The 16153-nt window shown below is 39.6% G+C and carries 18 protein-coding genes; 5 read left to right on the plus strand and 13 right to left on the minus strand.

Annotation, left to right across the window (positions count from 1 at the left end; genetic code table 11):
• Positions 1-44: 44 nt before the first annotated feature.
• Complete coding sequence (locus ACQK2H_RS11350; RefSeq protein ID WP_425391560.1) at positions 45-1448, minus strand: carboxypeptidase-like regulatory domain-containing protein; 1404 nt, start codon at positions 1446-1448, stop codon at positions 45-47.
• The gene (locus ACQK2H_RS11355) at positions 1438-1995 is read right to left on the minus strand and encodes an RNA polymerase sigma-70 factor (protein WP_425391561.1); all 558 of its coding nucleotides are present in this window, start codon (positions 1993-1995) and stop codon (positions 1438-1440) included. The genes ACQK2H_RS11350 and ACQK2H_RS11355 overlap by 11 nt, the downstream gene beginning before the upstream one ends.
• Positions 1996-2096: 101 nt before the next feature.
• On the opposite strand from ACQK2H_RS11355, the gene ACQK2H_RS11360 reads away from it, so the two are divergent.
• The 3 genes from ACQK2H_RS11360 (at position 2097) to ACQK2H_RS11370 (ending at position 4115) form a co-directional block, all read left to right on the plus strand.
• Entirely contained in the window at positions 2097-3017 is a 921-nt protein-coding gene (locus ACQK2H_RS11360) for an AMP-binding protein (RefSeq protein ID WP_425391562.1), read from the plus strand.
• Complete coding sequence (locus tag ACQK2H_RS11365) at positions 3014-3664, plus strand: hypothetical protein (protein ID WP_425391563.1); 651 nt, start codon at positions 3014-3016, stop codon at positions 3662-3664. Before ACQK2H_RS11360 ends, ACQK2H_RS11365 begins: the two co-directional genes overlap by 4 nt.
• Positions 3665-3758: 94 nt before the next feature.
• Positions 3759-4115, plus strand: coding sequence for a DoxX family protein (locus tag ACQK2H_RS11370; protein WP_425391564.1), 357 nt, complete (start codon positions 3759-3761; stop codon positions 4113-4115).
• 72 nt (positions 4116-4187) lie between these two features.
• On the opposite strand, the gene ACQK2H_RS11375 is transcribed toward ACQK2H_RS11370, so the two are convergent.
• Positions 4188-5228: a PA0069 family radical SAM protein gene (locus ACQK2H_RS11375; RefSeq protein ID WP_425391565.1), complete on the minus strand. Its 1041-nt coding sequence runs from the start codon at positions 5226-5228 to the stop codon at positions 4188-4190.
• Positions 5229-5303: 75 nt separating this feature from the next.
• Here ACQK2H_RS11375 and ACQK2H_RS11380 point away from each other — a divergent pair, with 75 nt between their 5' ends.
• Positions 5304-6629 (plus strand): DUF2254 domain-containing protein, encoded by a 1326-nt coding sequence (locus tag ACQK2H_RS11380; RefSeq protein ID WP_425391566.1) that lies wholly within the window; start codon positions 5304-5306, stop codon positions 6627-6629.
• Positions 6630-6633: 4 nt separating this feature from the next.
• Here the strand turns inward: ACQK2H_RS11380 and ACQK2H_RS11385 are convergent, their stop codons facing one another.
• A complete protein-coding gene (locus tag ACQK2H_RS11385) occupies positions 6634-7137 on the minus strand; it encodes a rhomboid family intramembrane serine protease (RefSeq protein WP_425391567.1) in 504 nt (167 codons plus the stop codon).
• A gap of 114 nt (positions 7138-7251) precedes the next feature.
• Positions 7252-7713 carry a hypothetical protein gene (locus ACQK2H_RS11390; protein ID WP_425391568.1) on the minus strand — a complete coding sequence of 154 codons (462 nt, stop codon included), beginning with the start codon at positions 7711-7713 and terminating at the stop codon, positions 7252-7254.
• Positions 7714-7854: 141 nt separating this feature from the next.
• Between ACQK2H_RS11390 and ACQK2H_RS11395 the strand changes: the two genes are divergently transcribed.
• A complete protein-coding gene (locus tag ACQK2H_RS11395; RefSeq protein WP_425391569.1) occupies positions 7855-8175 on the plus strand; it encodes an Hpt domain-containing protein in 321 nt (106 codons plus the stop codon).
• Between the two features lie 3 nt (positions 8176-8178).
• Here ACQK2H_RS11395 and ACQK2H_RS11400 read toward each other — a convergent pair whose 3' ends face one another.
• From ACQK2H_RS11400 to ACQK2H_RS11435, 8 genes are all read right to left on the minus strand, one after another.
• Positions 8179-8829: a SanA/YdcF family protein gene (locus tag ACQK2H_RS11400; protein ID WP_425391570.1), complete on the minus strand. Its 651-nt coding sequence runs from the start codon at positions 8827-8829 to the stop codon at positions 8179-8181.
• On the minus strand, positions 8826-9485 hold the full coding sequence (locus ACQK2H_RS11405) for a TrmH family RNA methyltransferase (RefSeq protein WP_425391571.1): 660 nt from the start codon (positions 9483-9485) through the stop codon (positions 8826-8828). The genes ACQK2H_RS11400 and ACQK2H_RS11405 overlap by 4 nt, the downstream gene beginning before the upstream one ends.
• Complete coding sequence (locus ACQK2H_RS11410; RefSeq protein ID WP_425391572.1) at positions 9485-12076, minus strand: DNA gyrase/topoisomerase IV subunit A; 2592 nt, start codon at positions 12074-12076, stop codon at positions 9485-9487. Before ACQK2H_RS11410 ends, ACQK2H_RS11405 begins: the two co-directional genes overlap by 1 nt.
• The gene (locus ACQK2H_RS11415; protein WP_425391573.1) at positions 12077-12394 is read right to left on the minus strand and encodes a hypothetical protein; all 318 of its coding nucleotides are present in this window, start codon (positions 12392-12394) and stop codon (positions 12077-12079) included.
• The gene (locus ACQK2H_RS11420) at positions 12387-13013 is read right to left on the minus strand and encodes a SatD family protein (RefSeq protein WP_425391574.1); all 627 of its coding nucleotides are present in this window, start codon (positions 13011-13013) and stop codon (positions 12387-12389) included. The genes ACQK2H_RS11415 and ACQK2H_RS11420 overlap by 8 nt, the downstream gene beginning before the upstream one ends.
• A gap of 63 nt (positions 13014-13076) precedes the next feature.
• Positions 13077-13577, minus strand: coding sequence for a hypothetical protein (locus ACQK2H_RS11425; protein WP_425391575.1), 501 nt, complete (start codon positions 13575-13577; stop codon positions 13077-13079).
• Entirely contained in the window at positions 13577-15454 is a 1878-nt protein-coding gene (locus ACQK2H_RS11430) for a DNA topoisomerase IV subunit B (protein ID WP_425391576.1), read from the minus strand. Before ACQK2H_RS11430 ends, ACQK2H_RS11425 begins: the two co-directional genes overlap by 1 nt.
• A 224-nt stretch (positions 15455-15678) precedes the next feature.
• Positions 15679-16095 carry a hypothetical protein gene (locus ACQK2H_RS11435; protein ID WP_425391577.1) on the minus strand — a complete coding sequence of 139 codons (417 nt, stop codon included), beginning with the start codon at positions 16093-16095 and terminating at the stop codon, positions 15679-15681.
• Positions 16096-16153 lie beyond the last annotated feature (58 nt).

The following is a 16153-nucleotide window of genomic DNA, read 5'->3' on the forward strand; positions in this document are numbered from 1 at the left end:
TCTGGTTATTAACAACTTACAGCACTATACCCCCTAAATTTATTTTATAAATTATCATATTTTGGATCATAATTTATTGGAACTAAATCTGCCGTTCGCTCCCACGACCAATACCCAAAAGTACTAAGACCAAAACGATCCATTACTTCACCCGACAAATCTAATCGAACGGACCCTCGCAACAGTCGAATAATCGAGATTTGGTTACCTGGATCTTTGACTAAAACACCTTCCTTGGTGATATAATCTTCATATAATAGATCAGCAAATCCACTGTTAGCTAAGAACCTTAGGCTCTCATTTTCTTTACGATACTCCACGATTAGGTATCTATTAAAATCCAATTCGTAATGAGTGCCTTTGAATACCAAAATGTCAGATTCCTCAAGTTGGTTATCCTTATTAATTTCAAATTGCTCGATATTTTTTAAACTGTAAATCCTAAACCCCTCCTTCTTTAGGTTACCTTCTAATAGAGATTTTTTAAAGTGATTCAATGATCCATAATAGCTTTCCTTCCTGTTCCTCTTCCATTCTCTTCGTTCATTGCCATTCATAGGTTCAAGATTTCTGAATCTCATCTTACCCCTGAACCTGAGGTCGTCATTTTCTTTCTTAAAAGACTCTAAAAAATAGGTTACCCGATATCCCAGCGCATCATTTCGAATTTGAATGGGTTCCTTAGCATAAGCACGGAGTATATTCGAACTCCTGTCGTAGCTGAAATTAATTACCTCAGGGTTTTCAATCACACATTGTTGTGCTTTATCTGTAAGTCCGATCATTTCCCGTTTGAAAACCATGTAATGAGAAAGCCAGCTGTCCTGAGTTCTTTCGATTCTATTGGAAACTACCTCTACCTCTTCCAGCTGCCCCAGGTCTACTTCCATTTGGTGATTTTGAATCCTAGCGCCTCCATTAGATTCAGAAACCTGATACACTCCATTTTGATAGCCTACATGAGAAAATACGATGTTGTAATACCCAGGGGGAATGGACTCAAGCTTGTAATTACCATCAATATCACTTGAAATACCGATTGTGGTTCCATCTAGAAAGACATTAACCCCATTTAGGGGTTGGCCATCTTCATCATAAACAGTACCCGATAGTGTGAAAAAATTCTTCCTCTTAACAATTTGCTGCGGTGGTTCGTAATTCAAAATAATTTGATCCTTATAGAATCCGTATTTCAGTCCAGTACCGATAAATAGTCTGGAAAGCACCTGATCGATGGGTTCGTTATCAGCACTTATGGTGTATAAACTTCCTTTCGGTAGTAAATCCGAATTGTAGCTAAAAAAATAGTTGGTTTGAGCGCTGAGGCTGTCAAATATTACCTCAAGAGAGGTGTTATCAAATGAAATAGAAACGCGATCATTTTTTTTAAACTGACCATTTGATATTAAGTAAAAGATGCAAAAAATGAGTGTAAGACTAGCTCGCATCTCGAAGGTTTTTCAAATCCTGAAGACTTTCTCGTAATACTCTTAATGCCTTCCCCATTTGAACTTCCACCGTTTTTACAGATATATCCAGGTGATCTGCAATTTCCTGATATTTCAATCCCTCAAATCGACTCAACTTGAATATCTCTGAGCATCTAGGAGGAAGCTTGTCAATTTCTTTATGGATGCGTTTTCTTAAGACTTCCGGATCGTCTCCTTCAATCTCAGTCTGATAGGATGACTCCATGACATTGATGACATATTGCCGATAACCATCCTTTACCTTATCATGCTTTATGGCATTGAGACATGAATTATGAACCGATCGATACAAATAGCTTTTGATGGACGAATCCTCTGAAAGGGAATCACACTTTTCCCAAAACTTTACGAATACGTCTTGCGCAATTTCTTCTGCCTCTTCCCTGGTATCCATGAACCTGGAAGCATAAAGAACCATTACATTGAAGTACTGGTTGAATACGAGTTCGAAAGCCCGTTTATCTTTGTTTATTAATCGATTGACTATTACCTCTTCGTTTTCCAAGCGCAGTGATTATAAAATCCAAAAATTTCGTTTTAAAGTTAGAAGAAATTCTAAAAGATAAACTTCCAACGGAAAGATATAACGAGCATGAAATTAATGTGTTGAGATTAATAAAGTACTGGTTTTCCGGTCAATCTCACTTTATCCATCAAACTTCCGGCTCAACAGGTACACCCAAGAAAATTCAAATTAGTAGGGATAAGATAGAATATAGCGCCCATGCCACTTTGAACTACCTGGGACTCAACACGAAACATGCACATTCATTGCTATGTCTTAACAGCACATTCATTGGTGGCGCTATGGTTGTTTATCGTGCACTTATATTCAAGCATAACCTCACGATTGTCTCACCATCGACTAATATTCTAACTGAATTGGATCAAAATGAGACATTTGATTTGACATCAATGGCTCCCCTCCAGTTTGAAAACCTTGACGAAGTAGTCATACCAAAATTTGGAACAATTCTAATCGGAGGTGCTCCAATGCCTATCATTCAGAAAGCGTTTGATTCAGACATCTACTCTACTTTTGGAATGACAGAAACTGTTTCTCATATCGCACTGAGAAAGATAAACAACACCCATTTCAAAACGACAGGAGATACGATTGTAGGTTTGAATACAGATGATACCCTGAAAATAAAGGGGACTATCACTGATCATAAATGGCTCAATACCAATGATCTTGCCGAGATTATTGACAGTAAAACATTCAAATGGATTGGAAGAAAGGATTTTGTAATCAATTCTGGTGGTATTAAGGTAAATCCTGAAACAGTGGAGGAATTGATTAGTAATCAGTTTGCAAAAGATTTCATGATAGGATCACTACCGGATGAGCGACTTGGACAAAGAGTTATTTTGCTTTGTGAAGAGGACAAAAAAGACATTGATTTCTCGACGTTACCAAAGTACTCAGTCCCAAAAGAGGTTTACTTCAATCGGCAAATCATCAAAACCCCATCAAATAAAATTGATCGTATCAATACCCTAAAGAATTTTGAATCGAAGTTATGAATATTAAAATTTCATACCAGCCTGTATACTTGGCGCCACCTTTTGCATATGCATCAGTGCTGGATATTGAACTTCAAGGCACGAATGTGAAGGCGTCACTTGAAATTGAATATACAGGGAGAGATGAGCTTTCAGAAAAAGAGCTTAAGGAACATGGTTTTACCTCCAATGATGATTATTCATGGCAAGGAATATTGCACACCAATTGGGAGCCGGATGTAGCTGCTTTTGAAAGCTTTAGTTTTAGAAATACCCCGGATGAAGATATATACCTGCATGTTGCTATCGATGGCGTGGATCTGGGCTTTCCAAAAGATATACAACATGCCAATATGCTTTTTCAGGAGTTGGTTCAGGCAATACTTGAAAGTGATCAATTAGAGTCCCCTCTTTCGATGCAGCTTAAACTGAAATCAATGGATGTTGAGTTGAAATGGAATTTCGCGGAAAGGGAATTTTATATTGATAATGAGATGCGTAAAAACTGGAATACAGGTAGAGAGGTATTGAATAAAGTATATTCAATTGATTTTGAAAGAGTTAACGCTCTTAAAAAACCAAAAGCACCCTGCTTCGGAACATCTACCGGTGAGTGGTTTCCAATTGAGAATAATACACACAATCAACTTCTTAAAATTTTGACCTAATCACTTGGTACATCCAATTCCAACCTTGGTATTGACTGTTTAAAAAGTTAACTTGTAAAGGATTAAACCATTTTTCAACCTTTAACTCAACCAAATGAAAAGCTTAGGATTTATTGGAAAACTCATGTATGCCGGACCAATGGCTATGTTTGGGATTTTTCACTTAATGGGTGCTGACGATATGAAAGGAATGGTGCCTGAATTTTTACCTGCACCTGTATTTTTTGTATACCTCACAGGTATTGCTCTTATATTGGCTGCAATAGCTATTATAATTGGCAAAAAAGCTAAATTAGCTACCCAATTATTAGGGTTAATGCTGGCATCATTTGCCGTATTAATACACCTATCAGGATTTATGAGCCAAGATCCGGTAAGCTCTTCCATGTTTTTGAAAGATATTGCACTGGCAGGATCGGCTTGGTTTATGAGTGCTCATTTAAGCGATTAAAAAGAAAACCTTATTCTAGACATCTAGATAAGTATGAAGAGTGAGTCCCTGTCGCTAAGTCAGGGATTTTTTTTAGAATAAACTGTAAGCCCCTCCCTTTCTAAAATGTGATGTTTCCAATGATGGGAGTTCCCTTTCTTTGAAATACTTTCTCTTACTGACTTCAAACAGTTTCCGAATAATCTCTGAGATTTTTCCATCCCCTTTTATTCGTCTGCCGAATTCAGTATCATTAACATTTCCGCCATGTAAATCCTGAATATGATTCCATACTTTATCTACACGGTTTGGAAAATTCTTTGCGAGCCAATCTTTAAAGATCTTACCCACCTGACCATTTAATCGCACTACCGTATAGCTAGCAAAAGAAGCACCGGCAGCAGCAGATGATTTTAGAATTTCTGGAATCTCGTGGTGATTTAGACCCGGGATAATCGGAGCATTCATCACTCCTGTTGGGATTCCCGCTTTTGTTAGCATTTCAATAGCTTTTAGTTTTTTAATAGCACTAGCTGTTCGTGGCTCTAGTTTCTGTCTTAGTCCCTCGTCTAATGAAGTAATAGAGAATATCACATGAACCAGGTTGTTCGAAGCTAATTCTTTGAGAATATCAATATCTCTGGTCACTAGTGCATTTTTGGTGATGATACCGACCGGGTGTTGATATTTGTTAAATACTTTAAGCAGGTTACGCGTAAGCTCATATTTTCTCTCAATCGGCTGATAACAATCTGTGTTTCCACTCAGCATTATCGTTTTAGGTTTATAGGACGACTTAAGGAACTCATTTTCTAACAGCTGGGGTGCCTGCGGCTTGACTATCAGCTTCGTTTCAAAATCTAGCCCTGCGCCAAAGCCCCAATATTCATGTGAATTGCGAGCATAACAATAAACACATCCATGCTCACATCCTTGATATGGGTTAATTGACGCTGAAAGTCCAATATCCGGACTTTTATTTGTTGAGATGATCTTTATTGGTGTTTCATTAAATATCTGTGTCTTTGGTTTTTCTTGCAACAATTCCTCATCAAGACCATCGTGATCATCTGTGTTCAACTTCAGCTCTGAAAACTTGTTAGGAACATTGATTTGTGCTCCTTTCCCCTTCATATAATCCATAATTAAAATTACTAATATTTTTAGTATTTTAATCAGATGGAGAAAGATTACTTTTAAAGTTTAATAATGAGATTCAATCACATGAGGACACGTCTACTTTATGTTTGGGAGATTATTCGAACCAGCTTTTGGTTTTTTCCGCTACTGCTTGTCATAGGTGCTATTGGGTTAGCCATAGGTTTTGTGTATATGGATAGTGTGTTTGTTTATAAACCTGATAATGCGCTCAAATACTTTTTTACTGGTGGTGTAGATTCAGCTAGGAACATTCTTTCAACCATAGCAGGCGCGATGCTTGGAGTGGCAAGTACTGTATTTTCGATCACCCTGGTAGCGCTTACATTAGCTTCCTCCCAGTTTGGCTCACGGTTGTTACGAAACTTCATGCATGACAGACTAAATCAGTTCGTGCTTGGAACATACATAGCTACTTTCATTTACTGCCTGTTGGTACTAAGAACGGTAAAGTCAACAGCGGAAGTAGAGTTTATTCCAAATATCTCCGTGCTATTTGCGATACTGCTTGCGCTGGGTAATATTTTCCTTCTAATCATTTTCATTCATCACATTTCCATGAGCATTCAAGCAGATAATGTGGTGTCTGAAATAAGTGCCAAGCTTCACAAGAACATCGACACACTCTTTCCTGAAGAGCTAGGCAAGGAAAAAGATGAAGACAAGGAAGAGTTGTTAAAGGAAGTCAAAGAGGAGCTTTCAGTAGAATCATCAGTCACTTGTCGTACTACAGGATATTTGCAAGCCATCGATGAAAATGCATTGATGAAAATAGCAAGGAATAGAAATTTACTGGTACTATTAGATCACAACCCAGGTGATTTTGTCATTGAGAAACAGATTTTATTGAAGGTTCATTCAAAAGAAGAATGTGGTTACGAATTGACAGAAAAACTTCAGGGAGTTTTTCTATTTGGCGAAAAAAGAACACCTATTCAGGACACAGAATTTGCCATTCATCAACTGGTGGAAATTGCTTCGAGAGCTCTTTCTCCCGGCATCAATGACCCTTACACGGCCATCACATGTGTGGATAAACTAACGGGTATTATGTGTAAACTGGCTGGTGTTGATTTTCCATCTGCATATCGATTTGACAAAGATGGTAAACTCCGAGTAGTTGCTAAGCCGGCTACCTTTTCGGGAGTGATGGATGCAGCTTATAATCAAATCAGACAATTTGGGGCAACAGTACCATCCGTTATTATTCGCCTCATGGAGTCATTTTCATACATACATTCATTTGTACAAAACGATATGCAAAAAGAAGCTTTGCTGAAGCATGTAAAGATGGTATTAGAAACGGCAGAATCATCAAACATGAATGCAAGTGATTTGGATGATCTTCGAAGAAGATATAAGGAAATAGAGAGCTAGTCCCCTACGGATTCAAGCTGGATTTAGAAAATGTAAAAGCACTTACCAAGCCAACTACAGCTCCCATCAGGTGGGATTCCCAGGATATGCGATCATCAAGATTGAAAAGACCATAAGCCATCCCTCCGTACAGGAATATCACGATACCGCTGATAATCACCGATTTAAAGTTGCGTTTAAACAATCCATAAAAAACAAGGAATGATGCCAGCGCATAAATCAGTCCGCTAGCTCCAATGTGATAAAATGGTCGTCCAAACACCCAAACCAGGATATTGGTAAAGAAATAAGCATGAAGGAATACCCTGGAAGCGATTGATGGAAAAAAGAAGAAAAGACTGCCTCCCAAAACCAATAAGGGAACAGTGTTTGACGCTAAATGATTGAAATTACCATGCAGCAGTGGTGCAAACACAATTCCTACAAGCCCACTGATCTCACGAGGGTAAATACCAAATACACCAAAATCAGCCTGCATATAGTGTTCGACCGTAAACACAAGCCACATAAAAAAGCATAATCTAAGCGGGGGTACTATTCCTGACCTGTGCATGAGGTAAAATAAATAAAAAACCCTGATTCGAATTATTCGAATCAGGGCTTGTAAAAGCCATCGAAAATATTATTCTATGTCTTTGATCATTTTTAATTCCATCAATCTAGCCTCTTCATAGCTAACAGATAAGTATCCAAGAACTCCACCTGATGCTTCCGCTATCTTTTTTGCTAAATCCTTTAAGCTGGCAATAAGCTTTACTGCAAAATTCTTGTCAACTTTTTGTAAAATGAAATTCAACTTTCTCAATTCAGTAGTAATAGCTGAAATTCTAGCATCTGTACCAGAAGGCAGGCTATCAACCAATTCATTAAAGTTTTCTTCAAATTTTTCACCAACAAGTTTATAGTATGCCGCAAGTTGCTCTCTTGACCGGCTCTGTTTAGTACGTGCAACATCAATCGCCTCTCTCCTTTCAGATTTGTCGATTTTACCGTCAGCACCTGCAATTAATATTGCAACATATACAGGAGATTTCAACAATACCTGTATTTCATCTTCTCGTAGTGGTTCAAATTCTGGGATCATTCCTTTGTTTATTCAAAATTTGGCTCGAAAATACTAAATTATTTTCTCCCCTGATGCTGACAACTACCCTAAATTTTGGTTATGATTTTTACCTAGTTAAAAGGATAAGATGTTAGATTTATACCAAGGATTAAGCAAGTTATGGAAAAGATCGATTTTACCTATTTAGAAGTACTTAGCGAAGACGATGAAGACTTCAAGGATGAATTTATAGAAACGTTCGAAGGAACATATATTTCTTTGATAAGAAAAATGAGGGATGAACTAAAAGATGGTAATATGGATCAGCTCTCAAAATCAGCACATCAGCTTAAGCCTTCCGCCAAAATGATCTCCTTGCCTTGTGCCGAAACACTGGAAGATATTCAATACCATCCCGAAAAAGCTTCAGAAGCCATTCTTAATGAGATTAATAAGCAGTGCGAGGATGCTTTGACTCAGCTTAAAGAGTGGGCCGGTTAATAATTACGATTGAATAGGGAGTTCGATTCGCTCACCTAAATATTTTGGTTCTCGCTGAAGTACGTATAGATCCAACACGGCAACTGTTCGTGCTAATATCTCACGCAATGCGAGCATATTTCCTATTGGGCCGCCATCATCAGCAGAAACCGCAACTGCATCCATTTCAAAATACCGAGCAATAAAAAGCGATCTGTAGCAGTGGAACTCTTGAGTTACAATCGTGATTTTATTCTGACCAAAAACTTCTTTACAGCGCACAACCGAATCTAAGGTTCTCAATCCTGCAAAATCAAGAGAGATGTCCTCTTCCGGAATATTGAGATCTCCCAATGCCTGTAGCATATCCCTCGGCTCATTGTAATAGCGCGTGCGATTATCACCGCTTACAAGAATGTGTCTTATTCGCTGAACCCTGTGAAGGGAAGCAGCAGCCTGCATTCTTTCCACAAAAAAACGATTCGGTTTTCCTTCAATGGTGCGTTTGCTGGTTCCCAGTACAAGTGCTACATCATTGTACGGAAGCTTGTCAGCTTTATAGATATGCTCTTTGGTTGACTGAACGACCCAAATATTGGTGCCAATGATAAAAAGTATTAAAGAGATAGTCGTCCAAATTCCCAGGCGAAGAAGTTTGTGCGGTGTTATACTCATATTTCCACTCCTTTCGTTTTCAGTATCAGATCAGCCTCACGTACTATTTTTCTGTACCACTCAGAACGTAAAACCAGCTTTTCATGCTCATCCAGTGGTGGCCATTCTTTCAACTTAGCTTTTAAAACAGTTAGACAGATGGCTGCACTAACGGAAAGATTAAAACTTTCGGTAAATCCTTGCATTGGTATATGAACAAATCCATCCGCCTTCTCCCCTGCTTCTTCACTAATTCCGTCAGCCTCTGTACCAAAAACAATGGCTGTCTTCTTAGAAGGATCTATATCTTCAATCGACCGTGATGTCTCGTGAAGAGAGGTGGCATAAATTTGATAACCTGACGACCTCAAATGATCGTAGCAAGCATCTACGTTATTGGTTGCTTTTGTGTGGTGATGCAAGGTCACCCACTTTGTTGCTCCCTGAGTAATTCCGGGGTTTACCGAATAGCTGTTTTTGTTTTTAATGAAATGTAAATCTTGTATGCCCATGCATTCAGCAGTTCGTAGTACCGCACTCACATTGTGTGGCTTATCGATATCCTCAAAGACCAACCTGATATGCCTGGTTCGTTTTTCTAACACACGTTCAACATGTGTTTGCTTATTTTCAGAAACAAACTCCTCCAGAATATCGATGGCCTGCTGATGGTCCATTACTCCTTCTTTTCGCCAAATAAGCCAAGCTGATTCTCCTCTTCTTCTACCTCACTTTTTATGGTGTTCTTAATCTCATCAAGGTCAATTGTATTTTCCTTTGGTTTTTCCTCTTTAATCAAACTCACAGAGATCACGTTCTGAACAGGTAGCTTATTGCCAATTGCTCTCCACCCTTTAATGTCTATCAAATTCATAAGGTCAAGCTTCTTTTTCTCATGCTTGCGACCATCCTTATAAGTAACCTCTACGTCAGTATCAATACCCTTGGAAATGAATACAAGTTTTGAGCTTCTCGCTTCGGTTACAAACGAGAATTTCTTGTTAGGCGTATTCGTTTCGATAATGAACCGCTTCACAAAGTAAGTTTTGGATTCTCCATCGTAATGAATGGCGTTGAATGAGGTATCTTCTTCCAGCTTATAAATACCCATCAAACTGTTAAAGTCGTAATGGTTGGTCAATTCAAAAGAGGTGGTTTCATAGCTGCCATCCTTGTAAAAGGCCACCACCTGATCATCAGACATAAAATTGCCTAGCAGCTCACCACGTTCCTCCCTGTTCAATCGTCCAACCGTAGGATCGTACCAGATATCCACTCCGCCTAATGTCGATCTTCCTTCTTCTTTCAACACGACCTTTCTTACCGGGTACTTCGTGAGGATATTTCCTCCCGCACCTCTTCCTTTGATTTCAAGTTCAGCAAAATCAAAGTCAAAGACTTTTTTCCGAGCCTTACTTGCCTGAGTCAAAGAAACTGTCACAATCTCCGCCTCACCATTAGGGTTGGCCGTGAAGTAATGCACTTTGGAGCCTTTATTCTTCTTGGTGAGATCATATTCCCGATCCCTCGTTACAGATAGCACCTGAAATCGCTTCACATAGGTATTCCCTGACTTGCTGTCTACATAGGCCATGTTGTAGACCATGCGCTCGTCATTCTTCTTAAAAACGCCTGTATACAGTATGTCTTTACCCACAAAGACCTTATCCTGGATTTTGGTCACCACACACTTGCCATCCTTGGTGAAGGAAATGATATCATCGATATCTGAACAGTCACAGACAAACTCATCCTTCTTCAAACCATAACCTATAAAGCCATCTTTACGGTTTACATAAAGTTTGGCGTTGTTAGCAGCTACCACTGTTACATTAATAGTATCGAAGTTGGTGATCTCCGTTTTACGCTCACGTCCCTTGCCATATGTATCCAGCAAGTTCTGATAATAATCAATAGCAAATTCCGTAAGGTTGTCCAGGTTATAATCCACCTTTTCAATCTTTTCCTGCAGCTCCCTGATCTGAGCCTCTACCTTACTTGTATCAAATCGTGTAATGCTACTCAGCGGCTTATCTATGAGCTTCTTGTAGTCCTCATTGGTAATCTCACGATAGAACTGATCAAAGAAAGGCGTAAACAAGGTATTAAGTACCTCATAGCACTTCTGCAAATCACCGGAGTTCTCATACTCCGGATTTTTGTACATCCCCTCGTTGATGAAAATTTTCAAGAGATCACTGAAGAATATCTTTTCTTTCAGTTCAGCCTTTTCAATCTCCAATTCCTGCCGCAACAAGTCGACTGTCTGGTCTACCGATTGCTTCAGAATTTCACTGATACCAATGAAATGAGGCTTATCGTTGATAATCACACAGGCATTGGGTGAAATAGAAACCTCACAGTCTGTAAATGCATAGAGTGCATCCATGGTGATATCAGGCGAAGTGCCCGGAGCAAGATTCACCAGGATCTCAATATCCTTTGCCGTGTTGTCAATTACCTGCTTGACTTTGATCTTGCCCTTATCATTGGCCTTAACGATCGATTCAATTAGTGATGTAGTGGTAGTCCCATAAGGGATGTCTTTGATGACGAGCGTTTTGCTATCTCTTTCCTCGATGGTGGCTCTAACTCGTACCTTGCCCCCACGCTTTCCGTCATTGTAATCGGTGACGTCAATCTTTCCTCCTGTAAGAAAATCAGGAAGTAGTTTTACTTTCTTGCCTTTAAGCGTTGCGATGCAGCCCTCCAGGATCTCACAGAAGTTGTGTGGCAGCATTTTCGTGGAAAGCCCAACGGCAATTCCTTCCACGCCTTGCGCAAGTAGCAATGGAAACTTTACAGGAAAAGTGACCGGCTCTTTCTTACGCCCATCGTAGGATAGCTGCCATTCGGTCGTTTGTGGATTGAAGAGTACCTCCAACGCAAACTTTGAAAGACGTGCCTCGATGTATCGAGGTGCAGCAGCAGAATCACCTGTTCGTACGTCTCCCCAGTTTCCCTGCGTATCAATGAGGAGGTCTTTCTGCCCCAGGTTCACAATGGCGTCTCCAATGGATGCATCTCCATGTGGGTGATACTGCATAGCACTACCGATGATGTTCGCGACCTTATTGTATCGTCCATCATCCATCTCCTTCATGGCGTGCAGAATCCGGCGCTGTACCGGTTTCAAACCATCATTGATGGCAGGCACGGCTCGTTCCAGAATTACGTATGAAGCATAATCCAGAAACCAGTTTTCATACATTCCTGATATTGGAATTACATCCTGAATCTCTTCCTCTTTTTCGTGTTCTTCTCCCATTTAGAAACAATATTGACTTGTTAGGTAATAACCAATTACTATTAAAACTGAAACTAAATTCCCCGTTAGAAAATAGTCGTTTGATATCTTATCATCGTCCTTCAGACGAGTGGCGATTTTTAAGGCTCCAAAGAAAGCCAATCCTTGAGGTAAATCCACCAGCAAAATGATGAATATAAATGCCCGTTCCAGTGCACCTCGCAACACACTACTCAACGTCAGATTTCGCTTAAACATCTTCGTAATCAAAAAGAAGATCAGAAGCGCTCCCAGCTCCCCAACCACATAAATGGCGATATGGATCATCTGCTTATCCATTGATCAAATGATGTAGTAAATCTTTACACAATAAGTATTCGTCAATGGCTAAACTTCGCCTTCTTCTCCATAAGGTTGATTCATCTTTCTGATGGATCTTCGCCAAAGCTTTATAATCATGTCCCTGCAAGAAACCGGATACAGTACTTCGGTCTTTGGGGTGCCAGCTATCAATGAAATGCTGGGTAACCTTCATCATCTTATTGATTGATGTAGATGATTTGGTAGAAACGTAAAAGCGAGAAGTGTCCTTCTTCATTTCATTAAGCCTTTTTCTAGCGTTGGTCAATCCTGATCCCAGCATCTCATACGCTTTGTCCGGATTGACTGGTGTTTCTACTACACCTTCATAAAGCACATACCTCAGTTTGAAGTCAAATTCTTCCTCCAAAATGTACTCCTCCATCGCTAAGATGATATCTACTCCAATGGACGCAGAAGCCACAATGCCCTGAAACTCATCACCAAGTGTTATTGTTAGCGGTGATTCTATTGACTCACTGTATATCTTATTGGTGTAGCTCACGAGCATCTGAAAGTCCGCCATGAGTGACTTCCCGTCTTTGTCATGGCTATCCACTACATCGGCCATCAATATGAATCTCTTTTTTGCTTCCATAACGCAAGATCTAATTTATTGTATTTTTATTACAAAAATTGATTTTTTGCATATTTTATACAATTAATTACTTGGTAATGAACGATCTGAGCCAATTTGTTCTTTGTATTCTCGATGTGCTTTTCGAACGTATGCCCGTATTTGATTTAACTCAGCATCTATGCGCTTAAAGTTTAGAGGATACCATAGAGAGGGTTTACAAATGACCTCATCTCCAAACTGGTCATGTTGATAGAGTTTAAACTTATAAAGACCATCCAGACTCACTATTTCCACATCCTTCACGAGATGATAAGGTATTTGTATTTCGTATTCACCCTCCTTTACATAGAGGTTTTCTTTGTCATATAAAATCTCTTTGATTTGCCGTATAAACTTTAATAAAGATGGATACCAATAAAATATCATAAATCCGAAATAGATCAGTGCAAACAAAATACCGAGATACCCCCTTCTCATTGCATTAATAGCCACATAAGACAATATCAATATTGATATAAAACCAATTAGTACAGCCTTATAAATCTTAACAGACTTTATAGATAGGGATTTTGACCGTTCCATCAGGCAGCTTCCACTTCTTTTTCCACCTCCTTCACTAAATCTTTCTCCACTCGTAGCTTATCAATGATGAATTGCTGACGATCCGGAGTATTCTTGCCCATGTAGAAGGTCAATAAGTCCTGAATACTGGTGTCTTTTTGTAAAATCACCGGATCCAGGCGTATGTCATCACCAATGAACGCAGCAAACTCACCCGGGCTGATCTCTCCTAGTCCCTTAAATCTCGTGATCTCCGGCTTGCCTCCTAGTTTGGCTATTGCATTCCTTCGCTCCTCTTCCGAGTAACAATAGATCGTTTCTTTCTTATTCCTCACTCGGAATAAGGGTGTATCCAGGATGAAGATGTGGTTGTTTCTCACCAGCTCAGGGAAGAACTGCAGGAAATAAGTCAACAACAGCAACCGGATGTGCATGCCATCCACATCCGCATCTGTAGCAATCACAATCTTACGATAACGCAATCCTTCCAGGCCATCCTCAATATTCAGCGCATGCTGCAGCAGGTTAAACTCCTCGTTTTCATATACGACTTTCTTGGTGTGACCGAAGCAGTTAAACGGCTTACCGCGAAGTGAAAACACTGCCTGAGTTTGCACATTACGAGATTTAGTGATTGATCCACTGGCTGAATCACCCTCCGTAATGAAGATCATGGTTTCATCCTTGATGGTATCATCGCCTTTCTTGTCATTGAAATGGATTCTGCAATCCCGAAGCTTCTTATTGTGCAGATTTGCCTTCTTGGCACGCTCATTTGCCAGTTTTTTAATTCCTGCAATCTCCTTACGCTCCCGCTCTGATTGCTGGATACGTTTCAATAGCGCATCAGCAGTTTCTGAATTGCGATGCAGGAAGTTGTCTAATTCTGTTTTAATGAAATCATTGACAAATGTCCGCATGGTAGGTCCATCCGGCCCAACACTTTGTGAACCAAGCTTCGTCTTTGTCTGGCTTTCAAAGACCGGCTCTTGTACTCTTACGGCAATCGCACCAATGATGGCAGACCGAACATCCGCAGCGTCAAATGTCTTTCCGTAAAACTCTCTGACGGTTTTAACAATGGCCTCTCTGAAAGCTGCTAAATGAGTACCCCCTTGCGTGGTATATTGACCGTTGACGAACGAGTAATATTCTTCTCCATATTGATTGGCGTGCGTAAGCGCCACCTCAATGTCTTCACCTTTCAAATGTATGATCGGGTAACGAATGTTTTCTACATCAGCCTTTCTGGTAAGCAAGTCTTTCAATCCATTTTCTGAGTGATATTTTTTACCGTTCAAAACAATGGTCAGACCTGAGTTCAGGTAGGCATAATTCCACATCAGGTTATCCAGATACTCCGGAATGAAGTGGTAATTTTTGAAAACCGTATCATCCGGTTCGAAAATGATTTGTGTTCCGTTGCGACCTTCTGCTTTTTGAATCTTAGCATCATTGGTGATCTCCCCTCTTTCAAACTCCGCAACTTTGGTCTCACCATCCCGATAGCTTTGGACTTTAAAGTAATTGGAGAGTGCATTCACTGCTTTCGTTCCGACTCCATTTAATCCCACAGATTTTTGAAATGCTCCGGAATCGTACTTACCACCAGTGTTGATCTTACTCACACAATCAACCACTTTACCAAGAGGAATGCCACGCCCATAGTCACGCACGGTCACCCGGTGGTCAGTCACCTTCACCTCAATGGTTCGCCCATGTCCCATCATGTGCTCGTCAATACTATTGTCGATGACCTCCTTCACCAATACATAGATCCCATCATCTGGTGAACTACCGTCACCTAGCTTACCTATATACATCCCTGGTCTTAGTCGGATGTGCTCTTTCCAATCAAGAGATTTGATGCTATCCTCGGTATAAATCGCTTCAGCCATTTACTTAGTGCTTATTAATCATTTTCATGCTGAAATTATTTCAGCATCTATTAAAATCCGTTGTTTACAAAAACCCTAAAACAAGTTTAGAGTGACTAAAAATATTAGTATAATTAAAAATCGAAAGTAATGATAAAATCCAATACTTACACGTAACAACCTAACATTATTAGGTAGTCTTACTTGAAATAAGCCAATTTAAAAAGCTGATATTGAGCGCTTTGCTACTTATTTTTTATAAATAAAAAAATCAAACCAACTATCCAGATTCCTATCAATGTAGGACCTAGATAAGATAGATATGCATAGCTCTCCGGATTGATATGATTGGTGTTATTTAGCACGCCAATGAATCCAACCATTGTTGTCAGGTAGAAATTAACTATGAACACAATCGATCTGATCCAGGCGGAAAGTTCTTCGGACAGATTGCTAGTCCCAAACTTCGTAGCTACTCTAAGCAAAATGTTAATGACCATAAAGCCTCCGAAAAAATAGTAGAAGAAATTTTGTTTGTGCAGCTGCTTGACTTCATCAATGCCGATATCTACTGAGATTGGTAAATAGGCATAGACCAATAAGAAAATAGCAGAGAATAAAAGAACGGAAAATCTATTGAGAACTTTGATCGCTTTATTCATGATGCAAATCTAACCAGCTCATAAAAGAATTTGTTAGACCCAATCATTAATTTTGAAT

It is taken from the genome of Ekhidna sp. (assembly GCF_965228795.1).
GTDB lineage: Bacteria > Bacteroidota > Bacteroidia > Cytophagales > Cyclobacteriaceae > Ekhidna.

Coding starts and splice junctions, on each gene's coding strand:
- ACQK2H_RS11350 (WP_425391560.1), bottom strand. CDS start 1,448: ATGCGAGCTAGTCTTACACTCATTTTTTGCATCTTTTACTTAATATCA.
- ACQK2H_RS11365 (WP_425391563.1), top strand. CDS start 3,014: ATGAATATTAAAATTTCATACCAGCCTGTATACTTGGCGCCACCTTTT.
- ACQK2H_RS11370 (WP_425391564.1), top strand. CDS start 3,759: ATGAAAAGCTTAGGATTTATTGGAAAACTCATGTATGCCGGACCAATG.
- ACQK2H_RS11375 (WP_425391565.1), bottom strand. CDS start 5,228: ATGAAGGGGAAAGGAGCACAAATCAATGTTCCTAACAAGTTTTCAGAG.
- ACQK2H_RS11380 (WP_425391566.1), top strand. CDS start 5,304: ATGAGATTCAATCACATGAGGACACGTCTACTTTATGTTTGGGAGATT.
- ACQK2H_RS11385 (WP_425391567.1), bottom strand. CDS start 7,137: ATGTGGCTTGTGTTTACGGTCGAACACTATATGCAGGCTGATTTTGGT.
- ACQK2H_RS11390 (WP_425391568.1), bottom strand. CDS start 7,713: ATGATCCCAGAATTTGAACCACTACGAGAAGATGAAATACAGGTATTG.
- ACQK2H_RS11395 (WP_425391569.1), top strand. CDS start 7,855: ATGGAAAAGATCGATTTTACCTATTTAGAAGTACTTAGCGAAGACGAT.
- ACQK2H_RS11400 (WP_425391570.1), bottom strand. CDS start 8,829: ATGAGTATAACACCGCACAAACTTCTTCGCCTGGGAATTTGGACGACT.
- ACQK2H_RS11405 (WP_425391571.1), bottom strand. CDS start 9,485: ATGGACCATCAGCAGGCCATCGATATTCTGGAGGAGTTTGTTTCTGAA.
- ACQK2H_RS11410 (WP_425391572.1), bottom strand. CDS start 12,076: ATGGGAGAAGAACACGAAAAAGAGGAAGAGATTCAGGATGTAATTCCA.
- ACQK2H_RS11415 (WP_425391573.1), bottom strand. CDS start 12,394: ATGGATAAGCAGATGATCCATATCGCCATTTATGTGGTTGGGGAGCTG.
- ACQK2H_RS11420 (WP_425391574.1), bottom strand. CDS start 13,013: ATGGAAGCAAAAAAGAGATTCATATTGATGGCCGATGTAGTGGATAGC.
- ACQK2H_RS11425 (WP_425391575.1), bottom strand. CDS start 13,577: ATGGAACGGTCAAAATCCCTATCTATAAAGTCTGTTAAGATTTATAAG.
- ACQK2H_RS11430 (WP_425391576.1), bottom strand. CDS start 15,454: ATGGCTGAAGCGATTTATACCGAGGATAGCATCAAATCTCTTGATTGG.
- ACQK2H_RS11435 (WP_425391577.1), bottom strand. CDS start 16,095: ATGAATAAAGCGATCAAAGTTCTCAATAGATTTTCCGTTCTTTTATTC.